This window comes from Streptomyces coeruleorubidus, assembly GCF_008705135.1.
GTDB lineage: Bacteria > Actinomycetota > Actinomycetes > Streptomycetales > Streptomycetaceae > Streptomyces > Streptomyces coeruleofuscus.
In genome coordinates, this window is record NZ_CP023694.1 from 2775320 (window position 1) to 2798207 (window position 22888).

Here is a 22888-nt window from a genome sequence, read left to right on the forward strand (position 1 = left end):
CGCCGTGGGTGGCCACGAAGCGTCCTTACGGTGCTCGGTATGCAGCTCCGCTACAACTACCGGGCCTACCCGGATGCCTCCCAGCGCCGTGCGCTGGCGAAGGCGTTCGGGTGTGCCCGTGTGGTGTGGAACGACTGCCTGCGCGACCGGAAGGAAGCACACGCGGCGGGGATGCCGTACGTGAAGTCGGCGGAGTTGTCCCGGCTGCGTATCACCCAGGCCAAGCGCACCGAGGAGCGCGCTTGGCTCGCCGACGTGTCAGCGGTCGCCCTGCAGCAGTCCCTGCGGGACCTGGACACCGCCTACAAGAACTTCTTCGACAGCCTCAAAGGCAAACGGCAGGGCCGGAAGGTCGGCCCTCCCCGCTACAAGTCGAAGAAGGACACCCGGCAGTCGATCCGCCTCAACACCAACGCCTTTTCCGTCCAAGGCAACGGCACCGTGTACGTGGCCAAGGTCGGCAACCTCAAGGTCAAGTGGTCTCGCCGGCTGCCAGCCGCACCGACGTCCTTGACTGTCACCAGGGACAGCTCGGGCCGGTACTTCCTCAGCTTCGTCGTGGACACCGAGCCGGACATCCTCCCCGAGCTGGAGACAGAAACCGGTATCGACCTGGGCCTGTCCGCCTTCGCCGTCCTGTCCAACGGCCGCAAGATCGACAGCCCGCGCTTTTTGCGCCGGGCGGAGAAGAAGCTCAGGCGCCTTGGAAGGGAGCTCTCCCGCAAGGTCAAGGGTTCGAAGAACCGGGCCAAGGCCCGCATCAAGGTCGCACGCCAGCACGCCAAGGTGGCCAACCAGCGCCGGGACTGGCATCACAAGGCTTCCACACAGATCATTCGCGACAACCAAGCGGTGTTCGTGGAGGACCTCGCGGTGTCCGGCCTCGGCCGCACTCGGCTCGCCAAATCCGTGCACGACGCGGGGTGGTCGGCGTTCGTCGGCATGCTGGAGTACAAGGCGGCTCTGCACGGCCGCACCTTCGCCAAGGTCGACCGTGCCTTCCCGTCCTCTCAGGTCTGTTCGGCCTGCGGATTCAGGGACGGCCCCAAGCCCCTGCACGTCCGGGAGTGGACGTGCGGGGCGTGCGGCACCGTGCACGACCGCGACCACAACGCAGCCCGCAACGTCCTCTTCGAAGGACGCCGCATCGTCGCCGCCGGACGGGCGGAGACACCAAACGCCTGTGGAGCGCCGGTAAGACGGGCATACGTGCCCGCACAGCGCGTCGAAGCAGGAAGCCACCGGAAGGGTCGGACGCCCCAGGCCGGAACTCTGGACATTAAGCCAGGGAGCACGTCAAGATCAGCTCACCCGACCGTCCCACTTTCCCCACGAAGGACACCCCATGGGCTCCGCCAAGAAGAGCAACACGGACCGCAAGGCGCGGATAGAGGAGATGCGGCGCGCCGAGCAGGCCCGTGAGCGCCGCAACCGGATCCTCACCATCACGGCCAGTGTCGTGATCGTCTGCGGTCTCGTCGCCGGCGGTGTCGTGCTCGTGCGGTCCCAGTCCGACGGCGGCAGCGACACCGCGGCGAGCGACTCCTCGGGCAAGGGGAAGTTCGTCACGGGCAAGGACGGCGTGAAGACCTGGGAAGGCGAGCTGGCCCGCAACCACGTCAACAAGGCGGTGAAGTACGCCTCCGTGCCCCCGGTCGGCGGTGACCACAACCTGGCCTGGATGAACTGCAACGGCGACGTCTACACCAAGAAGATCAACAACACCAACGCCGTGCACTCGCTGGAGCACGGCGCGGTCTGGGTGACGTACAACGCCGACGCGAAGAAGGCCGACATCGACGCGCTCGCGGCGAAGGTGAAGAAGACGCCGTACACGCTGATGAGCCCGCTGGACGAGCAGAAGGACCCGATCATGCTCTCGGCGTGGGGTCACCAGCGCACGGTGACGGGCGCGAGCGACCCGGACGTCGACACGTTCTTCGAGAAGTTCGTCCAGGGCAAGCAGACGCCCGAGCCGGGTGCCGCCTGCACGAACGGCCTGTCGCAGTGAGGCAGGTCGGTCTGATCGCGGGAGCCGCGGCGACGGCGCTCGTCGCGGCCGGCGCGATCACCTACGCCGTCGCCGGGGACGACGGCGGCGGCCGGACCCCGTCCGCCGGGTCCGCGGACGCCGGGTTCGCGCGGGACATGGCGGTGCACCACCAGCAGGCCGTGGAGATGTCGTACATCGTGCGCGACCGCACCAAGGACGAGGAGGTGCGACGCCTCGCGTACGACATCGCGCAGACGCAGGCCAACCAGCGCGGCATGATGATCGGCTGGCTCGACCTGTGGGGGCTGCCCAAGGTGTCCTCTCAGCCGCCGATGACGTGGATGGACATGGGCGGCATGGCCTCCGGCAAGGACGGTGCGCTGATGCCGGGCATGGCGACCAACACGGAGATGAAGAAGCTCGGTGAGCTCAGCGGCAAGCAGGCGGAGATCTTCTACCTCCAGCTGATGACGGACCATCACCAGGGCGGCGTCCACATGGCCCAGGGCTGTGTCGACAAGTGCACGGTCGGCGTGGAGAAGCGGCTCGCGCAGGGCATGGTGGAGGCGCAGCGGTCGGAGATCGACCTGATGGCGGACATGCTGAAGGAGCGGGGCGCCGCACCGCGCTCGTAGGGCGTAAGCCCCAAATCACCCTGTACTGCGGCTTCTTGGCCTCCTCTTGGCCTCCGTAGAGCGCTTCTTGGGCTGCGCATTCCCCTGGCATGAACGGTTCGTCGCGAGAGTGGCGACCGTCGAGTGATCCACTCGCGTCGAACCGCACTGGGGGTTCCATGAGATCCAATCGCGCCAAGGTGCGCGCAGGAGTGAGCATGGCGGCGACACTGCCGATGCTCGCCGGCGCGCTGGCGCTCGGCATACCCGCGGCCCACGCCGCCGACCATCCGCTCCGCGACCTGCTCGCCGGGACCAAGCCCGCGTGGGCCACGGCCAGGGCCGACGAGGGCGCCACCTCCGACGATGCCGGGGTGTCGGCCCGGGTCTATCTCCGGGGCCGCGACGCGGCCGGCCTCGCCGCGTACGCCAAGGCCGTCTCCGACCCGACGTCGGCCTCGTACGGCACGTACCTGACCGCCGGGCAGGCACAGGCCCGCTTCGGCGCGACCGAGGCCCAGGTGGCCGCCGTGAAGTCCTGGCTGACGGCCGCCGGCCTGAAGGTCACCGGCGTCACGGCGCACTACGTCTCCGTCGCCGGTGACGTGGCCGCCGCCGAGAAGGCGTTCGGCACCCAGCTGCACGACTTCGCCAAGGGCTCGAAGACCTACCGCGCCCCGGCGAGCACCGCCTCCGTGCCGGCGAGCCTGGCCGGCGCCGTGCTGACCGTCACGGGCCTGGACAACGCCCCGCACATGGTCACGCACGACGACCGGCTGCCGCCGCCGGACACCGTGTTCCGCAACGCCGGGCCGTTCTCCTCGTACTACGGCTCGAACACCGCGAGCACGCTGCCGGACGCGTACGGCACGAAGATCCCCTACGCGATCAAGGGCTACACCGGCAAGCAGCTGCGGGCCGCCTACGGCGCGGGCACCCGCACCGGCAAGGGCGTCCGGGTCGCCATCACGGACGCGTACGCCTCGCCGACGATCGCCCACGACGCGGCCACCTACGCCGGCAAGCACGGCGACGCGGCCTGGAAGACCGGCCAGCTGCACCAGGTGCTGCCCAAGAAGTACACGGACACCAAGGCCTGCTCGGCGTCCGGCTGGTACGGCGAGGAGACCCTGGACGTCGAGGCCGTGCACGCGGTCGCGCCGGCCTCGGACGTCACCTACGTGGGTGCCGCGTCCTGCTCCGACGCCGACCTGCTCGACGCGCTCGGCAAGGTCGTCGACCACCACCTGGCCGACATCGTCTCCAACTCCTGGGGCGAGGTCGAAGCGGCGCAGACGCCCGACCTCGCGGCCGCCTACGACCAGGTCTTCCAGCTCGGCGCGGTCGAGGGCATCGGCTTCTACTTCTCCTCCGGCGACAACGGCGACGAGGTCGCGAGCTCCGGGACGAAGCAGGTCGACTCCCCCGCGAACTCGGCGTGGGTGACCGCAGTCGGCGGCACCTCGCTGGCCGTCGGCAAGAACGACACGTACCTGTGGGAGACCGGCTGGGGCACCGACAAGGCGAGCCTGTCGGCGGACGGCAAGAGCTGGACGGACTTCCCCGGCGCCTTCACCTCCGGGGCGGGCGGCGGCACCAGCAAGACGGTGGCGGAGCCCTCCTATCAGCAGGGCGTCGTACCGGACGCGCTGGCGAAGGCCGACAGCGCGGACGGCAACCGCGTCGTGCCGGACATCGCGGCGATCGCCGACCCGAACACCGGCTTCCTGGTCGGCCAGACGCAGACCCTGCCCGACGGGAAGACGCAGGCGTACAGCGAGTACCGGATCGGCGGCACCTCGCTCGCCGCGCCGACCATCGCCGCCATCCAGGCGCTGGCCCAGGAGGCCCGCGGCGGCACGCCGATCGGCTTCGCCAACCCGGCGATCTACGCCAAGGCCGGCTCGAAGGCCTACCACGACGTCACCGACGACCCGACGGGCTCCGGCCTGGCCGTGGCCCGCGTCGACTTCGTGAACGGCTATGACGCCACGGGCGGCCTGGCCACGTCCGTGCGCAGCCTGGGCAAGGACAGCTCGCTCTCGGCCGTGAAGGGCTACGACGACGTCACCGGCGTGGGCACGCCCGCGAGCGGTTACGTGGAGTCGTACCGGCGTCGCTGACCTCCGCGAGCCGGCCATCGCAAGGAGAACGGGGTGGTGTGGGTGACCCACGCCACCCCATTGCGTCGCTCTGACGATTACACTGGGCCCGTGCCTCAACTACGTCTCGCCCTGAACCAGATCGACTCGAGCGTCGGCGACCTCGCCGGGAACGCCGAGTCGATCGTCCGCTGGACCCGGCACTCCGCCGAGCAGGGAGCCCATCTCGTGGCGTTCCCCGAGATGGCGCTGACCGGGTATCCCGTCGAGGACCTGGCCCTCAGGTCGTCCTTCGTGGAGGCGTCCCGGGCGGCGCTGCGGAGCCTCGCCGTCCGCCTGGCCGACGAGGGCTTCGGCGAGCTGCCGGTGATCGTCGGATACCTCGACCGCTGCGCGACCGCCCAGCCGAAGTACGGCCAGCCGGCCGGCGCGCCGCAGAACGCGGGCGCGGTGCTGTACGGCGGCGAGGTCGTCCTGAACTTCGCCAAGCACCACCTGCCGAACTACGGCGTCTTCGACGAGTTCCGCTACTTCGTGCCCGGCGACAGCATGCCGGTCCTGCGCGTCCACGGTGTCGATGTGGCCCTGGCCATCTGCGAGGACCTCTGGCAGGACGGCGGCCGTGTCCCCGCGGCCCGCTCGGCGCGGGCGGGCCTGCTGGTCTCGATCAACGCCTCGCCCTACGAGCGCAACAAGGACGACACGCGCCTGGAGCTGGTCCGCAAGCGGGCCCAGGAGGCCGGCTGCACCACGGCCTACCTCGCCATGATCGGCGGCCAGGACGAGCTGGTGTTCGACGGCGACTCGATCGTCGTGGACCGGGACGGCGAGGTCGTGGCGCGGGCGCCGCAGTTCGCCGAGGGCTGCGTCGTCCTGGACCTGGAGCTGCCGGCGGCGTCGGCGGACGCCCCGACGGGCGTGGTGGACGACGGCCTGCGCATCGACCGGGTGGTGCTCTCGGAGGACCCGCTGCCCCCGTACGAGCCGGAGCTCACGGGTGGCTACGCGGACCGCCTGGACGACGACGAGGAGGTCTACTCGGCGCTGGTCGTGGGCCTGCGGGCGTACGTCGCGAAGAACGGCTTCAAGTCGGTCCTGATCGGTCTGTCGGGCGGCATCGACTCGGCGCTGGTCGCGGCGATCGCCTGTGACGCGGTGGGCGCGCAGAACGTGTACGGCGTGTCGATGCCGTCGAAGTACTCCTCGGACCACTCCAAGGACGACGCGGCGGAACTGGCCCGCCGCACCGGCCTGAACTACCGCACGGTCGCCATCGAGCCGATGTTCGACGCGTACATGGGCTCCCTGGGCCTGTCGGGCCTGGCCGAGGAGAACCTCCAGTCGCGCCTGCGCGGCACGCTGCTCATGGCCGTCTCCAACCAGGAGGGCCACATCGTCCTGGCCCCCGGCAACAAGTCGGAACTGGCGGTCGGCTACTCCACGCTCTACGGGGACTCGGTGGGCGCCTACGGCCCCATCAAGGACGTCTACAAGACGTCGATCTTCCGCCTGGCCGAGTGGCGCAACCGGGCCGCCGTGGAACGCGGCCAGACCCCGCCGATCCCCGAGAACTCCATCACCAAGCCCCCGAGCGCGGAACTCCGCCCGGGCCAGGTCGACACGGACTCGCTCCCCGACTACCCGGTGCTGGACGCGATCCTGGAGCTCTACGTCGACCGGGACCGGGGTGCCGACGAGATCGTCGCGGCCGGTTACGACCGGGCGCTGGTCACGAAGACCCTGCGCATGGTCGACACGGCCGAGTACAAGCGACGGCAGTACCCGCCGGGGACGAAGATCTCGGCGAAGGGCTTCGGCAAGGACCGCCGACTGCCGATCACGAACGGGTGGCGGGAGTCGGTCTGACGGGTTCGTCGATCACCCGCCGGGGGAGCCCGGGCCGCGGCCCGGGCTCCCACGGCGGGTGTCTCAGGGCACCGTGACGACGATCTTGCCGCGCGCGTGACCGGTGGCGCTCTCCTCGTGCGCCGCGGCGATGTCCCGTAGTGGGAACACCCTGTGCACCGGGACGGTGAGGCGGCCTTCGTCGGCGAGGGACGCGGCGTGCGGCAGTCCGGACCAGCCGGGCTCGCCGACCCCGGAGCGGGTGAGCCGTACTCCGTGGCGGGCGGCGTCGAAGTCGGCGATCGTCACCACGCGGTGCGGGTCTTTGGCGATGGCCACCAGGTCGGGGAGGGAGCCCTTGCCCGCGGCGTCCAGCACCACGTCGACGCCCCGGGGAGCGAGCGGGGCGACGCGGTCGGCCAGGCCCGGACCGTACGTGACCGGCGTGACGCCGAGTCCGTCGAGGAAGTCGTGGTTGCGTTCGCTCGCGGTGCCGATCACGGTCAGCCCGCGGGCCCTGGCCAGTTGCGCGGTCATCGTGCCGGCGCCGCCGGCCGCACCCTCGATCAGGAGGGTCATGCCCTCGGCGGCCCCGAGGGCGTCCAGCACCCGTGTCGCCGTCTCGACGTTGCCCGCGGCACCGCCCGCCGTCTCGAAGGACCAGGCCCGGGGCTTGTGAGCCCATGCCTCCAGCACCGCGTACCGGGCGGCGGCCCCGCCCAGCCGGGCCAGGGGGACGAGGCCGAACACCGCGTCTCCCACGGCGGTGCCGGTCACCCCTTCGCCGACCTCGTCGACGACTCCGGCGGCGTCCATGCCGGGGATGTGGGGGAACCGCAGGGATGCCATCTCCTTCAGCATCCCCGAGCGCAGGTACCAGTCGGCGGGGGTGACGCCGGTGGCACGCACCGAGATGCGGACCTGCCCCGGGCCGGCGTGCGGTTCGTCGGCCTCCTCCACGGAGAGGACCTCGGGACCGCCGTAGCGGTGGTAGCGCGCAGCCAGCACTGACAACCTCCGTATGTCCGGGAGTGGTTCAGGGTGAACCTCCTGGAACGGGCGTCGTCTTCCCCGTGCGCCGAAGTGAGAGACCGGCCTGCCGCGCCCTCTCGGTTGCCGTACGCACGGAGCGGCGGTCCGCGGGTACCCACCCGCGGACCGCCGCCCGAGTCGCATCACAGCGCCGGCGCACCGGCCCCGGTCAGCGGCGCACCGCTTCCGCCTCCTGCGGGACGTGGCTCGCCACGACCCGCTCGCGGCCGCCGGCCGGCGCGGTGCGCCGGTCCACGGCGTACGCCAGCGACGCCACGCCGAGGCCGAGGACGGCCAGGACCGCGCCGGCCAGGGCCGGGGAGGTGACCCCGAAGCCCGCGGCCAGGGCGAGGCCGCCGATCCAGGCGCCGCCGGCGTTGGCCAGGTTGAAGGCGGCCTGGTTGGCGGAGGAGGCCAGGGACGGGGCCGACGCGGCCTTGTCCATGACCATCAGCTGGAGCGGGGAGCCGGTGGCGAAGGCCGCCATGCCGAGCAGGATCACGGCGACGGCGGCGGTGAGTTCCGTGCGCATCAGCAGCGGGAACAGCGCCAGTACCGCCACCAGCGCGCCCAGGCCGCCGAACAGCGTGCCCCGCAGGGAGTGGTCGGCCAGGCGGCCGCCCAGCAGGTTGCCGGCGGTCGCGCCGACACCGAACAGGGCCAGCAGCAGGGTCACGCTGGCGCCGGCGTACCCGGCGGCGTCCGTGAGCATGGGCGTGATGTAGCTGTAGGCCGCGAAGAGGGCGCCGAAGCCCGCGACCGTCGTGCCGAGCGACAGCCAGACCGGGACGGAGCGCAGGGCGGCCAGTTCGCCGCGCAGGCCCTTCGCGGTGGCGTGCTCGTGGTCGTGCGGGATCAGGAACGCGAGCGCGGCGATCGCCGCCAGGCCGATGGCGCTGACGCCGAGGAAGGTCGCCCGCCAGCCGAGCTGCTGGCCCATGAGGGTCGCGACGGGCACACCCACGACGTTCGCGACCGTCAGGCCGAGGAACATCAGGGAGACCGAGCGCGCCTTGCGTTCGGGGGCGACCATGTTCGTCGCGACGACGGCGCCGACGCCGAAGAAGGCGCCGTGCGGCAGACCGCTCAGGAAGCGGGCCGCCAGCAGCCAGCCGTTGTCGGGAGCCAGGGCCGACAGCGCGTTGCCCGCGACGAACAGCCCCATCAGCCCGATCAGGACCGTACGGCGGGACATCCGGGCGGTGACCGCGGCCAGCAGGGGGGCGCCGATGACGACGCCCAGCGCGTACGCCGACACCAGGTGGCCGGCGCTGGGTATCGAGATGTTCAGGTCGTCCGCGACATCGGGCAGCAGCCCCATCATCACGAACTCGGTCGTACCGATGCCGAAGGCGCCCACGGCGAGGGCGAGTAGGGCCAGGGGCATGAGGGAGCCTTTCGAGACTTGCGGTGTTCGTACTTCGTGACTTCGTATGTTCAAGTACGGAACAAAGTCTCGCAGGCCGACTATTCCGCGAGGCCTCCAGGAAGTGAAGCCGCGGTTGCCCACTCCTGACGGACTGGCCCTGAGCTGCGGTTTTCCTCAGCCGCCTGTGGTGACACTCACACGGGCCGCGACGGGCAGATGGTCGCTGGCCGTCTGCGGGAGGGTCCACGAGCTCTCCGGCTTCAGGCCCCTGACCATGATCTGGTCGATGCGCGCCATCGGGAACGACGCCGGCCAGCTGAACCCGAAGCCGTTGCCGGCGGCGCCCTGCGTGGAGCGCATCTGGGAGGTGACGGCGTTGAGCGCGCGGTCGTTCATCGTGCCGTTCAGGTCGCCGAGCAGTACGACGTTCTTCAGCGGTTCGTGGGCGATGGCCTCGCCCAGGAAGTCGGCGCTCCGGTCGCGCTGCCGGGCCGTGAAGCCGGCCTCCATCTTCACGCGCACGGACGGCAGATGGGCGACGTAGACGGCGACCTGCCCGGCCGGGGCGGTCACGGTGGCGCGCATGGCCCGCGTCCAGCCCAGGTCGATGTCGACGGCCCCCACGCCGGTCAGCGGGTACTTGCTCCACAGCCCGACCGTGCCCTGCACCGAGTGGTACGGGTACGTCGAGTCCAGCGCCCGCTCGTACGTCGGGACCGCGTCCGCCGTCAGCTCCTCCAGGGCCACCACGTCCGCGCCGGACGCGGCCACGTCACGGGCGGTTCCGGCCGGGTCGGGGTTGTCCGCGTTGACGTTGTGCGTGGCCACGGTGAGGTCGCCGCCGGTGGCGGTCTTGTCGCTGACCTGGCCGCCGAAGAGGTTCAGCCAGACCATGGCCGGCAGCAGCACCGCGATCAGGGCGGTCGCGGACTTGCGGACCACGGCGACGAGGAGCAGCACCGGGATGAAGAGGCCGAGCCAGGGCAGGAACGTCTCGACGAGGCTGCCCAGGTTGCCGATGGTGTTCGGGATCCGCGAGTGCAGCAGCATGACGACGGCCAGCAGCACCGCGCACGCGGCCACGACGATCCCGCGCCGCCAGATCTGCCGGTCCCCGCGCCAGTCGCCGAGGAACCGGTCGAACAGGCGCCGAAGCCGGTCTCCCCGGGGCTCGGGCCCCGAGCCGCCGTCTGCCGTCTCCGTCATGTACGCCTGCTGCTGCGCCATACCGTCGCCTCACTGCCTGCCGTGCACACCATCGCCCCCGTGTCTACGACCCTAGGGGATGATCCGTTCCGTTCCCGCCGTCCTTCGACGGCCGTACGGGGGCGAGGACGTTCGAGCCCGCGGGACGAGTTCCGATCAGGACCGGAGTAAGCGCCCTCTGTGACGAAACGCGCACACTAGGACGGGTGAGCTGCGGAACTGACGGGCCGTAGGCCTTCGAGGAGTGTGTCGACGACCTGGGCGGCGAGGTCGTCGGGGAGGTCGGCGTCCGGGCGCAGGACGGAGCGGACGAGCACGGGGCCGATGAACATGTCGCTCAGAAGTTCGATGTCGACGTCCGTACGCAATTCGCCGTTCTCCTGCCCCCGGCGCAGGATTTCCAGGCCCTGCCGGCGGCGCGGTGCGAGGACGGTGGCCTCGTACGCCGCCCAGATCTTCGGGCTGCTCTTCATCTGGGCGTGCACGTTGGTCAGGATCGCCGACGAGCGCTTGGCCAGGCCGCGCCGGCGCGCCTGTTCCAGCAGGGCCACGAGGTCGTCGCGCGTGGAGGTGCCGGGGAGCGGGGGCCCGGGGGGTTCTGTGGCGCGCAGGACGTCGGCGAAGAGTTCCTCCTTGCCGCTCCAGCGGCGGTAGATGGTGGCCTTGCCGACGCCGGCGGTGCGGGCGATCCGCTCGATGGACAGCTCCGCGAGGGGCACGCCCTCCTCCAGGAGCCTCATCACGCCCTCGACGATGGCGCGCTCCACGGCCTCGCTTCTGGGGCGGCCCCTCGGGGGGCCGTCTGGCCGGGGGTGCCGTTCGGCGAGGCTCACGTCGCTGGGTCCTTTCCTGGGCAGGATGAGGATGATTCTCCCGCAGGTCTACGACCGCGTGTCCGAGGTCTACGATCGCGTGTCCGAGGTCTACGACCGCGCGTCCGACAACTCCCTCTCCTCCTCCCCCCGCTGCGGCTCCGGCTGCCTGCCGGGCAGGAACAGCGCCACGACGACCGCGCCGATCAGCGCGACCCCCGCTCCCCACAGGGCGGTGACGTGCATCGCGTGCAGGAACGCGTCGTAGGCCGGGGTGACCAGGGCCTCGCCCTGCGGGCCCAGCTTCGCGGCGACGCCGAGGGTGGCCTCGATGGACTCCCCCGCGGTGTGCCGCAGGGCCGGCGGCAGCCGGTCGAGCTTGTCCTCGATGCCCGTGCGGTAGGCCGCGGACAGCACCGAGCCCAGGACGGCGATGCCCAGGGCGCCGCCGACCTGCCGGAAGGTGTTGCTGAGCGCGGAGGCCGAGCCGGCCTTCTCGCGGGGCAGGGCCTGCATGATGACGACGCTGACCGGCGTCATGACGTGCGCCATGCCGGCGCCCATCAGGAAGAAGATCACTTCCAGGATCCAGATGGGCGTACCGGCGTCCAGCGTGGCGAAGGCGGCCAGCATCGCGGCGATGACCAGCATTCCGGCGGTCGTGGTGGCCTTGTTGCCGAAGCGGTCGACCAGCAGCCGGGCGCGCGGCGCGAAGATGAGCTGGGCGGCGGCCAGCGGCAGCATCAGCAGACCGGTCTGGAGCGGCGAGTAGGCGCGCACGCTCTGCGTGTAGAAGACCGAGAAGAACGTCACCCCCATCAGCGCGAAGAAGACCAGCGCGATGGCGGCGACGGCGGCCGAGAAGACCTTGTTCTTGAAGTACCTGACGTCGATGGACGGGTGGTCGGTGCGCTTCTCGAACAGCACGAAGGCGACGAGCACGGCGAGGCCGGCGCCGATCGTCGCCAGCACCGTGGCGTCGGTGAAGTCGGCGAGCTGGCCGCCCTTGATGATGCCGTAGACGAGCAGCACCAGGCCGACGACGGACAGCACGACGCCGACGGGATCGAGGCGGCCGGGGCTGGGGTCGCGGGAGTCGGGCACCAGCCACAGCATCAGCGCGAGCGCGAGCAGCACGATCGGCACGTTGACGAGGAAGACCGAGCCCCACCAGAAGTGGTCGAGGAGCACACCGCCGGTGATCGGGCCGATGGCGATGGCGAGGCCGACGCCGCCCGCCCAGATGCCGATGGCCTTCGGCTGCTCCTCGCGCTCGAAGACGTTCATGAGGACGGCGAGGGTGGCCGGCATGACGAACGCGGCGCCGAGACCCATGACGGCACGGAAGGCGATGAGCTCGCCCGGGGAGCCGGAGAAGGCGGCGAGCGCGGAACCGACGCCGAACACCGCGAGCCCGCCGAGCAGCACCTTCTTGCGGCCCAGCCGGTCCCCCAGCAGGCCGGCGCTGAACAGCAGGCCCGCGAAGACGAGGGTGTAGGAGTTGATCGCCCACTCCAGCTCGCTCTGCGTGGCCCCCAGGCCGGTCGGGGCGGGTGTGGAGATCGTCTTGATGGCGACGTTCAGGATCGAATTGTCGAGGACGACGATCAGCAGGCTGAGCATCAGCACGCCGAGGATCGCCCAGCGGCGCCGGTGCACCGCTTCCGGTATGCGAGGGCCGGTGGGGGCGGCACGGTCGGCAGGAGTAGTCATGCCGTCGACCCTAGAGCCATTTCGATACGAGACCGTCTCGTATTGGAATACTTTTACCGAGCCCTTACGCGCGCTGTGCTTCACGGCACCCGGGCGGAACTCACAGGGGCTCCCCTAGCCCTGGATGACACGAGGTGCCACCATGGACGTGGTCCGGGGACGCCGTCAGGGCGCCTCGAGATGACGTGTTAGGAGCCGTGCCATGACGCAGCTTCCGGCTGCCCAGACTGCTCAGAGGAAGTCCTCCGACGGCGGCAAGACGCTGTACGGGGGCAAGGGCACCCGCCGCATCACCGTGCGGGACATCGCCGCCGCCAAGGAGCGCGGCGAGAAGTGGCCCATGCTCACCGCCTACGACGCGATGACCGCGTCCGTCTTCGACGAGGCCGGGATCCCGGTCATGCTCGTCGGCGACTCGGCGGGCAACTGCCACCTCGGGTACGAGACGACCGTGCCCGTCACCCTCGACGAGATGACCATGCTGTCGGCGGCGGTCGTACGGGGCACCTCGCGCGCCCTGATCGTCGGCGATCTGCCCTTCGGCTCCTACCAGGAGGGTCCGGTGCAGGCGCTGCGCTCGGCGACCCGGCTGGTGAAGGAGGCGGGCGTGCAGGCCGTGAAGCTGGAGGGGGGCGAGCGGTCGCACGAGCAGATCCGGCTGCTCGTCGAGTCCGGCATCCCGGTCATGGCGCACATCGGCCTGACCCCCCAGTCCGTCAACGCGATGGGGTACCGCGTGCAGGGGCGGGGCGAGGAGGCGGCCCAGCAGCTGCTGCGGGACGCCAAGGCCGTGCAGGACGCGGGCGCGTTCGCCGTAGTGCTGGAGCTGGTTCCGGCGGAGCTGGCGGCCGAGGTGACGCGGGTGCTGCACATTCCGACCGTCGGGATCGGCGCCGGGTCCGAGACGGACGCGCAGGTGCTGGTGTGGACGGACATGCTGGGTCTGACCGGCGGTCGCGTCCCGAAGTTCGTCAAGCAGTACGCGAATCTGCGTGAGGTCATGGGGAACGCGGCGAAGGCGTTCGCGGAGGACGTCGTGGGCGGAACGTTCCCGCTCGAGGAGCACAGCGTCCACTGAGCCACTGCGGTACCACCGGCAGCCCGTCGATCTTCCCCCGTCGGCGGGCTGTCCCTTTTGCCGGGACCACCGACAAGGGCTGTCGGCGGTCTGTCGGTGGTTTGTCGGTGGGAGCTGACACCGTCTGTGTCATGACGCGAATCGACAAGAACACCGGCGGCGCCGCTGTGACCGTGCGGGGGCTGGTGAAGCACTACGGCGAGACCAAGGCACTGGACGGGGTCGACCTGGACGTGCGTGAGGGCACCGTGATGGGGGTGCTCGGGCCGAACGGGGCCGGGAAGACCACCCTGGTGCGGATCCTGTCCACCCTGCTGAAATCCGACTCGGGGCAGGCGACCGTGGCCGGGTACGACGTCGTACGGCAGCCGCGGCAGCTGCGGCGGGTGATCGGGCTCACGGGGCAGTACGCCTCCGTGGACGAGAAGCTCTCCGGCTGGGAGAACCTGTACATGATCGGGCGGCTGCTCGACCTGCCCCGCAAGGACGCCCGCGGCCGGGCCGACGAGTTGCTGGAGCGCTTCTCCCTGACCGAGGCGGCCAAGCGGCCGGCGGCGACGTACTCCGGGGGTATGCGGCGGCGGCTGGACCTGGCCGCTTCGATGATCGGGCGGCCGGCCGTGCTCTTCCTCGACGAGCCGACCACCGGGCTCGACCCGCGCACCCGCAACGAGGTGTGGGACGAGGTGAAGCGCATGGTCGGCGACGGGGTCACCGTGCTGCTCACCACGCAGTACATGGAGGAGGCCGAGCAGCTCGCCTCCGAGCTGACGGTCGTCGACCGCGGCCAGGTCATCGCGGGCGGCGCCATCGAGGAACTGAAGGCGAAGGTCGGCGGCCGGGCGCTGCGGATCCGCCCGGCCGATCCGGCGCACCTGCGGCCCCTCGCCGTCGCGCTGGACGAGCTGGGGATCACCGGGCTCGCCACCACGACCGTGGACACCGACCGGGGTGACGTCCTCGTGCCGATCCTCAGCGACGAGCAGCTGACCGCCGTGGTCGGCGCGGTCACCGCGCGCGGCATCACCCTCTCCTCCCTCACCACCGAACTGCCCAGCCTGGACGAGGTGTTCCTGTCCCTCACCGGCCACCGCGCCAGTGCCCCGCAGGACGCCGTGCCCGCCGAAGACCTTCAGGAGGCCGCCGTATGAGCGCCGTCACCATCCACGACGCCGAGGCGGACGCCCGTATCTCGCTGCGCGGCCACCTGCGCCACACCGGCGCCCTGATCCGCCGCAACCTGCTGTGGATCCGCAAGGACCCGGAGTCGATGGCCGACGCCCTGCTGATGCCGGTCATCTTCACCCTGCTGTTCGTGTTCGTCTTCGGCGGCTCGATCGGGCAGGCGCTGGGCGGCGGGCAGGACCGGTACGTGCAGTACGTGATCCCCGGCATGATCGCGATGATGAGCATGACGCTGTCCCAGGGCGTCGGCACCGGCTTCAGCCAGGACTTCAACTCCGGTGTCATGGACCGCTTCCGGTCCCTGCCGATCGGGCGCGGTTCGGTGCTGTTCGCGAAGATCTCGGTGGAACTGCTGCGGATGCTGTTCGCGACCGCCGTGCTGATGATCGTGGCCGTCGCGGTCGGGTTCGAGATCACCAACTGGCCGGGGCTCCTCGCGACGGTGGCCCTGTCCACGGCGTTCGCCTCGTCGATCATGTGGGTGTTCCTCACCCTGGGCGTGATCCTGAAGAACGCGCAGTCCGTGCAGGCGATGGGCTTCCTGGTGCTGTTCCCGCTCCAGTTCGGCTCGTCGATCTTCGCGCCGACCACGTCCATGCCGGGCTGGTTGCAGGCGTTCACCGACTACAACCCGCTGTCGACGCTGGCGGACGCCGCACGCGGTCTGATGGTGGGCGGGCCGGTCGCGCACGACCTGTGGGTGACGCTCGGCTGGTCGGTGGCGATCACGGCCGTGATGGCGCCGGTCGCGATCCACAAATTCCGCACGAAGAGCTGAACCGGCGGGCGGATCCGCGTCAGAGCAGGGCGGCGGCCTCCTCGGGGGAGAGGCGGCCGCCTTCCGCGTACGCGGACTCGTACGCCGGGTCGCCGAGCACCGCCCGCGCCCGCCGCTCCGCCTGCTCGCGCGCCTCGCGCTCCTGCCGCGCGGCGACGTGCCCGGACGGCAGCAGGGCGTCGGCGGCGCCGATGAAGCGGGCCGCGTCCCGGGCGCGGTGCCCGCCGTCCAGGGCGGCCAGGGACCGGGCGGCGATGGTCAGGTACACCGCGCGCATATGGGGTGTGATGGCCACCGAGAGCGGATCGGCGGCCCGCTCCAGCGCCCTGCGGATCAGGTCCAGGCACGCCTCGTGACGCCCCTCCATGGCGTCCAGCCAGGCCTCCGCGCCGAGGATGAACGCGTCGAAGACGATGAAGTGGGCGATACGGAAGTCCTGGCGCAGCCGCCGCAGTTGCTCGCGCGCCTCGGGGACGCGGTCCGTCATGCCGAGCCAGCCGGCCAGGAACAGGCGGGCGGCGGGCATGGCCTCGCTGTGCGAGTCCCCGCGCTGGGCGATCACCTCGCGCAGCAGCCGCTCGCCGCGCTCGCCCTCGCCCGCCTCCAGCAGCGCGCTGCCCAGCCGGGCGGCGAGGACGGCCGCCTGGGCGCGGGCGCCGACCCGTTCGGCGTGCGCGATGGCCGCCTCGTAGTCAGCGGCGGCCAGCGTGTAGTCGCCCTTGCGTTCGTGGGCCTCGGCGCGGGCGGAGAGGGCCTCGGCGGTGCCCCAGGCGTCACCGAGGCGCCGGTAGATCTCCAGCGACTCGTCGGCGTCGCGGGCGGCGTCGCCGGCCCAGTCGGTGCGGTTGGCGAGGAAGTTGGCCCGCATCTGGAGGCCGGAGGCAAGCTCCCAGTCGAAGCCGGGGGTCTCGCGGCAGGTGCGGATGGCCGCGTCCATGATGACGCGCAGCCGGTCCATGTCGCCGGTCAGCATCACGGCGAAGAACCAGAGCAGGCCGGGGAGCCGGCAGTTCTGCGGGAGGCCGGCCTCGTAGGTCAGGGAGATGTTCCGCAGCTTCTGCTGGGAGCGCGGGTTCTGCCAGGCGTCCAGTTCGGTGTCCATGCAGGCGAGATGGGCCAGGTGGACACCGCGCCGGGCCTCCCACAGGACCTCGCCGGCCATCGGGGGCGGGGCGTCGGTGCAGCGCTGCCACACCGGGGCGGCGGGGCGGACGGGCTCGGTGAAGGGGTCGGGGCCGAGGGCCATGACCTCGCGGCACCAGTTGCGGGCCTCGATGCGCAGGTCGCGCATCTGCCAGTACCAGACGAGGGACAGCGTCAGGCACAGCGCCTCCTGCTCGTCGCGCAGGGCGACGGCACGGCGCAGGGCGGTGCGCAGGTTCTCGTACTCCCGCTCCAGCCGGCGGATCGCGGCCAGCTGGCCCGGGCCCCGCAGCAACGGGTCGGTGGTGCGGGCCAGTTCGCGGTAGTACGTCAGGTGGGCGCGCTCGGCGCCGTCGCGCTGCCCGGACTCGTCCAGCCGCTCGGCGGCGTACTCGGCGACGGTCTCCAGCAGCCGGTAGCGCATCTCGCCGTCGCCCGACTCGCCGGGCGGCGTGGCCACGACCAGGGAGCGGTCGACGAGGGAGCCGAGCGCCTCCAGGGCGGCCGGTCCGCACACGGCCTCGGCGGCGGGCAGGTCGCAGCCGCCCGCGAACACCGACAGCCGCCGCAGGACGTCCCGTTCGTCCTCGTCGAGCAGGTCCCAGGACCAGTCGACGACGGCCCGGAGGGTCTGCTGGCGGGGCAGGACGGTACGGCTGCCGGAGGTGAGGAGACGGAAGCGGTCGTCGAGCCGGTCGGCGATCTGGCGTGGCGTCAGCATCCGCAGCCGGGCGGCGGCCAGTTCGATGGCCAGCGGCAGGCCGTCGAGGCGCCGGCAGATCTCCGCGCACGCCTCGGGGTCGTCCTCGGTCCGGAAGCCGGGCCGGGCCGCCGCGCCCCGGTCGGCGAGCAGCCGCAGCGCGACCGGCTCGGGCAGCGGCTCCACGGGCCGCAGCGACTCCCCCGGCACGCCGAGGGGTTCACGGCTGGTGGCGAGCACGGTCAGGCCGGGGCAGCGCTCCAGCAGTTCCTCGGCGAGCCGGGCGGCGGCCTCGGCGACGTGCTCGCAGTTGTCGAGGATCAGCAGCATGCCGGGCCTGGAGCAGTGCTCGGCGAGCCGCTCGACGGGATCGTCGAGCCGGTCGCCGACGGCGGCCCGGATGCCTTCGGCGCCGGCGCCGTACAGCACGGTCTCGCGGGCGCCGACGGCCGTGAGCACGGCCTCCGGTACGGCGGCGGGGTCGTCGACCGGGGCGAGCTCGGCCAGCCACACGCCGCCCGGCATGGCGTGCCGTACGGTCTCCGCGGCCTCCTGCGACAGCCGTGTCTTGCCGGCCCCGCCGGGTCCGAGCAGCGTCACCAGGCGGGCCGCGGTGAGATCGCGCCGGATGGTCTCGAGGTCGCTCTCGCGGCCGATGAAGGAGGTGAGCCGGGCGCGCAGGTTGCCGACGGCCGGGGCGTCCGCAGCCGGGTCGGACACGGGGCTGCCGTCGCCCAGCTTCAGCAACTCCGCGTGCAGGGAGCGCAGTTCCGGCCCCGGGTCGGCCCCGAGCCGGTCGGCGAGCAGCCGCCGCACGTCCTCGTACGCGTCCAGCGCCTCCGCCGTGCGGCCGGCGTCGCGCAGGGCGCGCAGGCGCAGGGTCTGGAGGGGCTCGTCCAAGGGGTGGCTGTCGCACAGGGCGGTCAGCTCCGGCAGGGACTGCTCCGCCTGGCCGAGGGCGAGGGCGGCGCTGTGGCGGGCGCGCAGCACGTCCAGGCGGCGGGTGTCCCGGCGGGCCGCCTCGGCGGCGCGGTCGGGCAGGTCGGCGAGGGCCGGTCCGCGCCACAGGGCGAGGGCGTCGTCCAGGACCACGGCCGCCTTGGCGGGGTCGCCGTCGGCCAGGGCCCGCAGTCCCTCACCGGACAGCCGCTCGAACCGGTGCAGGTCGACGTCGTCGGGCGCGGCCGTGAGCCGGTACCCGCCCTCGTCGGAGGCGACCGCGTCGGCCCCGAGCGCCCGCCGCAGCCGCCCGACCAGCGCCTGGAGCGCCCCCGGGGCGTCGGCGGGGGGCTCACCGCCCCACACCTCGTCGACGAGCAGCCCCACGGGCACGGTACGGCCGGCCCGCAGGGCCAGCACGGTCAGCAGCGCACGCAGCCGCGCCCCGCCCACCGGAACGACCGTGCCGTCGGTGCGGAGCGCCTGCGTGGTGCCGAGAATGCGGTAGCGCACGGGGACCATTGTCCCCGGTATGCCGAGAGCCGGTCACGTAGTTGGGCGGCGCGGCGGGCGGCAGGGGACCGGCCGATGCCCCCGCACCCCCGGAACCGACCGCCCCGCGCGAGACGTTTTCCCGCTGCGCCCGGTACCGTCGGGCGTCCCATCGCGTGTTCGAGAGTGCAGGGAGTCCCATGACCACCGCCACCAGCCGCCACAGTGAGCGGCGGATCAGTCCCGTCTTCGTCGGGATTCTGGCCGTGACGGCGGTCACGGGGTGGGCGACCTGGACCGGGTTCGCGCAGCAGCCCGGGGTCGCCGTGTTCCTCTTCGTGACGGCGGCCTGGATCGTCTCGCTCTGTCTGCACGAGTACGCGCACGCGCGCACCGCCCTGCACAGCGGCGACATCTCGGTCGGCGCGAAGGGCTACCTCACGCTGAACCCGCTGAAGTACACGCACGCCCTGCTCAGCATCGTCCTCCCGGTGATCTTCGTGATCATGGGCGGGATCGGGCTGCCCGGCGGGGCGGTGTTCATCGAGCGCGGGCGGATCCAGGGCCGCTGGAAGCACAGTCTGATCTCGGCCGCCGGTCCGCTGACGAACGTGCTCTTCGCGGTCGTATGCACGGCCCCGTTCTGGCTGGACGCGCTGGACGGCGTGCCGAGCGACTTCCGGTTCGCCCTGGCCTTCCTCGCGCTGCTCCAGGTGACGGCCGCGCTGCTGAACTTCCTGCCGGTCCCGGGCCTGGACGGCTACGGCGTCATCGAGCCCTGGCTGTCGTACAACATCCGGCGGCAGGTGGAGCCGTTCGCGCCGTTCGGCCTGCTGTTCGTGTTCGCGCTGCTGTGGCTGCCCGCGGTGAACGGCGTGTTCTTCGACGTGGTCGACTCGCTCCTGAAGTCGCTCGGGATCAGTGACTTCGAGACGTACTGCGGTCAGGAACTGTACCGCTTCTGGCAGGGCTCGAACGAGTTCTGCTCGGCCGCTCCCTGACGGGTCAGCCCGTGACGGACTTCTGCTGCTTGCCGCGCTTCACGTAGTACCAGCACATGTTGGACGACAGGCCCGCCAGCAGCACCCAGACGATCCCCAGCCAGCTGCCCCGTGTGAAGGAGACGACGGCCGCGGCCACGGCGAGGACGCAGACGATCAGGGCGTAGAGGGCAAGGCGGGGCATTTCGGTCGACTCCTGTCGGGGGACACTGCTACGACGACCAGTGTCCCCCATGCGCCTCAGCGGCTCACACGTCGGTGACGCGGAGCCCCGCGTGCGCCTTGTACCGGCGGTTCACGGAGATCAGGTTCGCCACCAGCGACTCCACCTGGTGGGCGTTGCGCAGCCGCCCGGCGAAGATGCCGCGCATGCCGGGGATGCGCCCGGCGAGGGCCTGCACGATCTCGACGTCGGCACGGACCTCGCCGAGCACCATCACGTCGGTGTCGATCTCGTCGATCTCCGGGTCCTGGAGCAGCACGGCCGACAGGTGGTGGAAGGCGGCCGTGACCCGGGAGTCCGGCAGCAGGGCGGCGGCCTGCTCGGCGGCGCTGCCCTCCTCGGGCTTGAGCGCGTAGGCGCCCTTCTTGTCGAAGCCGAGCGGGTTGACGCAGTCCACGACGAGCTTGCCGGCCAGCTCCTCGCGCAGGGATTCGAGGGTCTTGCCGTGGCCGTCCCACGGCACGGCGACGATCACGATGTCGCTGCGGCGCGCGGTCTCGGCGTTGTCGGCGCCCTCGACGCCGTGTCCGAGTTCCTCCGCGGCGGCCCGGGCGCGGTCGGCCGCCCGCGAGCCGATGATCACCTTCTGCCCGGCCTTGGCGAGCCGGTAGGCGAGACCCTTGCCCTGCGGCCCGGTCCCGCCGAGCACCCCGACGACGAGTCCGGAGACGTCGGGCAGGTCCCAGGGGTCCTTGGCGGGGGCCTTCTGGGCGTTGTCGGTGGCAGCACTGTCGGTAGAGGTCATGGCCCAGACTCTACGTCCGCCGCGGCCATCGGCTCAGGTCAGCTCCGTCACGGGCACCCGGCGGAAGGTGATGGTCTCGTAGGCACTGAAGTCGCCGGTCTCGTACAGCAGGCCCACGGTGTCCGCGTCGACGCGGACGAGGTCGGAGTACGCGGCGGGCAGTCCGTCCACGGGGTGGGCCGGGCGCCAGGTGGTGCCGCCGTCGGTGGAGGCGCGGATCGTCATCAGGGCGCGGAAGCCCGGGTCGGCCGGGCCGGAGTAGAGCAGCACGTCGGGGTCGCGGAGTTGGAGCACGCTCGCCTGGCAGACGGGAGCGGCCAGGCCCGCCTGCGGACGGAAGGGTTTCACCAGGGTCTGCCCGCCGTCCGCGGAGTGGGCGTCTGCGCGGGTGCCGGGCGACGGGGAGTCGTTGCGGGTGTTGAAGTACACGCGGCCGTCGGGGAGTTCGGCGGCGGTGGTCTCGTTGGCGTTGATGTACCCGTCGGTGTTGTCGTCGACGTAGCCGATCCGCCAGGTGGCGCCCCGGTCGTCGCTGAGCAGGCAGTGGCCGCCGTTGTACCTGCCCTCCGTGCCGTTGTCCGTGCCGGTGGGCGGCAGGGAGTGGTTGGCGGGGACGACGATCCGGCCGGTGCTCAGCTGGAGGGCGTGGCCGGGGGTGGTGGCATACCAGCGCCAGTGCGGCTTCTTGGTCTGCTGGGTGATCTCCCTCGGCGCGGACCAGGTGAGGCCGTCGTCGTCGCTGTGCTGCACCCAGACCCGGCGTCCGTCGGCCGCGCTCACCTTGCCGCGCCGGATGGCGTCCTCGGTGGCGAGTGCGGCGTTGCGTACGTGCACGAGGAGCACGCGGCCGGTGTCGAGGACGACGGGGGCCGGGTTGCCGGCGAGTGCGTCGCCGTTCTTGGCGGCGACCAGGAGCGGGCCCCATGTGCGGCCGCCGTCCGTGGAGCGTTTGAGTACGACGTCGATGTTCCCGAAGTCGTCCCGGGAGCCGACGCGGCCCTCGCAGAAGGCGAGCAGGGTGCCGATGGGGGTGCCCCCGCTCGCGCGGAGCCGAGAGTGGGGGACGGTGGTGACGACGGCGGGGATGCGGAAGCTGGCGTACCCCTCCTGGCCGGCGCGGAAGGGGACGCTGGTCTCGGTCATCGGCGGATTCCTCCGGGCGTTCGACGAAGGTACGGATGACCGGTCCCCCTGCCCAAGCCGGGCGAATGCGTGGTGAATTCCACATCACGAGTGACCGGTCGGGGCAGGATGCGGTCATATGGATGCCGTACGGGTCGCGCTGCTGCGGGAAGTGCTCGCCGGGACGGAGTGGCTGGGCGCCACGCGGCGGTTCGCCGGTGCGCTGCGGGGGTCGGTGGTGTCGCACGGCGGCGGGATGCTGCTCGTCGGCACGCCGGAGTACGAGCCGTGGCACCTGGCGGCGCATCTGGTGGACGAGGCGGCCTGGTCGGGCACGCCGGAGCTGGCCCCGACGCTGGTACGGCACGACGCGCGCTCCTCGGACCCCGCGCACCTGGCGGTCGGCCTCGGCCGGCTGGAGGCGGCCAGGCGGGGCGAGACGCTGCTGGTGGTGTCCCCCGAGGGGCCTGCCGCGCCCCTCCTTGAACGGGTGTCCGACGCCCGGCGCGCCGGGGCGACGGTGCTGTCCCTCGGCCCCGGTGAGGGTGAGCTGTCGGCGATGGCTCACGAGGCCCTGGCCGTCCCCGACGGCTCGGAGCTGGACCTGGACACGGTCCAGCACCTGGTCAGCGCGGCGGCCGGGGAGAATGCCCTACCGACGCCACGCGGCCGCCGCCGCTTCCGGGACAGGGTGGCGAGACTGGCGGAGCACCTGACGGCCCCTCCGCCCGCACGCTGGTAGGGACACCCCCTGGGCGGGCTCTGCCGGTGGTGCGGCTGCGCGACCGGCGCGCAG

General features: G+C 71.8%; 19 protein-coding genes. 10 read left to right on the forward strand and 9 right to left on the reverse strand.

Annotation, left to right across the window (positions count from 1 at the left end):
* Positions 1-39 precede the first annotated feature (39 nt).
* From CP976_RS12885 to CP976_RS12905, 5 genes are all read left to right on the forward strand, one after another.
* Complete coding sequence (locus CP976_RS12885) at positions 40-1422, forward strand: RNA-guided endonuclease InsQ/TnpB family protein (protein WP_229875251.1); 1383 nt, start codon at positions 40-42, stop codon at positions 1420-1422.
* On the forward strand, positions 1346-2011 hold the full coding sequence (locus tag CP976_RS12890) for a DUF3105 domain-containing protein (protein ID WP_150480484.1): 666 nt from the start codon (positions 1346-1348) through the stop codon (positions 2009-2011). Before CP976_RS12885 ends, CP976_RS12890 begins: the two co-directional genes overlap by 77 nt.
* Complete coding sequence (locus CP976_RS12895) at positions 2008-2628, forward strand: DUF305 domain-containing protein (RefSeq protein ID WP_150480485.1); 621 nt, start codon at positions 2008-2010, stop codon at positions 2626-2628. The genes CP976_RS12890 and CP976_RS12895 overlap by 4 nt, the downstream gene beginning before the upstream one ends.
* A 158-nt stretch (positions 2629-2786) precedes the next feature.
* A complete protein-coding gene (locus CP976_RS12900) occupies positions 2787-4730 on the forward strand; it encodes a S53 family peptidase (RefSeq protein WP_150480486.1) in 1944 nt (647 codons plus the stop codon).
* Positions 4731-4820: 90 nt separating this feature from the next.
* The gene (locus CP976_RS12905) at positions 4821-6575 is read left to right on the forward strand and encodes an NAD+ synthase (RefSeq protein WP_167537330.1); all 1755 of its coding nucleotides are present in this window, start codon (positions 4821-4823) and stop codon (positions 6573-6575) included.
* A 63-nt stretch (positions 6576-6638) separates the two neighbouring features.
* Here the strand turns inward: CP976_RS12905 and CP976_RS12910 are convergent, their stop codons facing one another.
* From CP976_RS12910 to CP976_RS12930, 5 genes are all read right to left on the reverse strand, one after another.
* A complete protein-coding gene (locus tag CP976_RS12910) occupies positions 6639-7562 on the reverse strand; it encodes an NADP-dependent oxidoreductase (protein WP_167537331.1) in 924 nt (307 codons plus the stop codon).
* Between the two features lie 193 nt (positions 7563-7755).
* Positions 7756-8973, reverse strand: a complete 1218-nt coding sequence (locus CP976_RS12915) for an MFS transporter (protein ID WP_086848753.1) — start codon at positions 8971-8973, stop codon at positions 7756-7758.
* A gap of 156 nt (positions 8974-9129) precedes the next feature.
* Entirely contained in the window at positions 9130-10182 is a 1053-nt protein-coding gene (locus CP976_RS12920; RefSeq protein ID WP_150480489.1) for an endonuclease/exonuclease/phosphatase family protein, read from the reverse strand.
* Between the two features lie 176 nt (positions 10183-10358).
* Positions 10359-10994, reverse strand: coding sequence for a TetR/AcrR family transcriptional regulator (locus CP976_RS12925; RefSeq protein ID WP_150480490.1), 636 nt, complete (start codon positions 10992-10994; stop codon positions 10359-10361).
* A 90-nt stretch (positions 10995-11084) separates the two neighbouring features.
* Positions 11085-12686 carry an MFS transporter gene (locus CP976_RS12930; RefSeq protein ID WP_150480491.1) on the reverse strand — a complete coding sequence of 534 codons (1602 nt, stop codon included), beginning with the start codon at positions 12684-12686 and terminating at the stop codon, positions 11085-11087.
* Positions 12687-12888: 202 nt separating this feature from the next.
* Between CP976_RS12930 and panB the strand changes: the two genes are divergently transcribed.
* The 3 genes from panB (at position 12889) to CP976_RS12945 (ending at position 15727) form a co-directional block, all read left to right on the forward strand.
* Entirely contained in the window at positions 12889-13764 is an 876-nt protein-coding gene (panB, locus tag CP976_RS12935; protein ID WP_150480492.1) for a 3-methyl-2-oxobutanoate hydroxymethyltransferase, read from the forward strand.
* A gap of 131 nt (positions 13765-13895) precedes the next feature.
* A complete protein-coding gene (locus CP976_RS12940; protein ID WP_150480493.1) occupies positions 13896-14915 on the forward strand; it encodes an ATP-binding cassette domain-containing protein in 1020 nt (339 codons plus the stop codon).
* The gene (locus tag CP976_RS12945; RefSeq protein ID WP_150480494.1) at positions 14912-15727 is read left to right on the forward strand and encodes an ABC transporter permease; all 816 of its coding nucleotides are present in this window, start codon (positions 14912-14914) and stop codon (positions 15725-15727) included. The genes CP976_RS12940 and CP976_RS12945 overlap by 4 nt, the downstream gene beginning before the upstream one ends.
* A 19-nt stretch (positions 15728-15746) precedes the next feature.
* Here CP976_RS12945 and CP976_RS12950 read toward each other — a convergent pair whose 3' ends face one another.
* Positions 15747-19031, reverse strand: coding sequence for an ATP-binding protein (locus tag CP976_RS12950; protein WP_150480495.1), 3285 nt, complete (start codon positions 19029-19031; stop codon positions 15747-15749).
* 170 nt (positions 19032-19201) lie between these two features.
* On the opposite strand from CP976_RS12950, the gene CP976_RS12955 reads away from it, so the two are divergent.
* Positions 19202-20002 (forward strand): site-2 protease family protein, encoded by an 801-nt coding sequence (locus CP976_RS12955; RefSeq protein ID WP_150480496.1) that lies wholly within the window; start codon positions 19202-19204, stop codon positions 20000-20002.
* Positions 20003-20006: 4 nt separating this feature from the next.
* Here CP976_RS12955 and CP976_RS12960 read toward each other — a convergent pair whose 3' ends face one another.
* The 3 genes from CP976_RS12960 to CP976_RS12970 are packed head-to-tail and all read right to left on the reverse strand — an operon-like array spanning position 20007 to position 22113.
* Complete coding sequence (locus CP976_RS12960; protein WP_190146807.1) at positions 20007-20237, reverse strand: hypothetical protein; 231 nt, start codon at positions 20235-20237, stop codon at positions 20007-20009.
* A 13-nt stretch (positions 20238-20250) separates the two neighbouring features.
* The gene (gene npdG, locus CP976_RS12965) at positions 20251-20970 is read right to left on the reverse strand and encodes an NADPH-dependent F420 reductase (protein WP_030837291.1); all 720 of its coding nucleotides are present in this window, start codon (positions 20968-20970) and stop codon (positions 20251-20253) included.
* Between the two features lie 33 nt (positions 20971-21003).
* Positions 21004-22113 carry a sialidase family protein gene (locus tag CP976_RS12970; RefSeq protein WP_150480498.1) on the reverse strand — a complete coding sequence of 370 codons (1110 nt, stop codon included), beginning with the start codon at positions 22111-22113 and terminating at the stop codon, positions 21004-21006.
* Between the two features lie 118 nt (positions 22114-22231).
* Between CP976_RS12970 and CP976_RS12975 the strand changes: the two genes are divergently transcribed.
* Positions 22232-22834, forward strand: a complete 603-nt coding sequence (locus tag CP976_RS12975) for a hypothetical protein (RefSeq protein ID WP_150480499.1) — start codon at positions 22232-22234, stop codon at positions 22832-22834.
* Positions 22835-22888 lie beyond the last annotated feature (54 nt).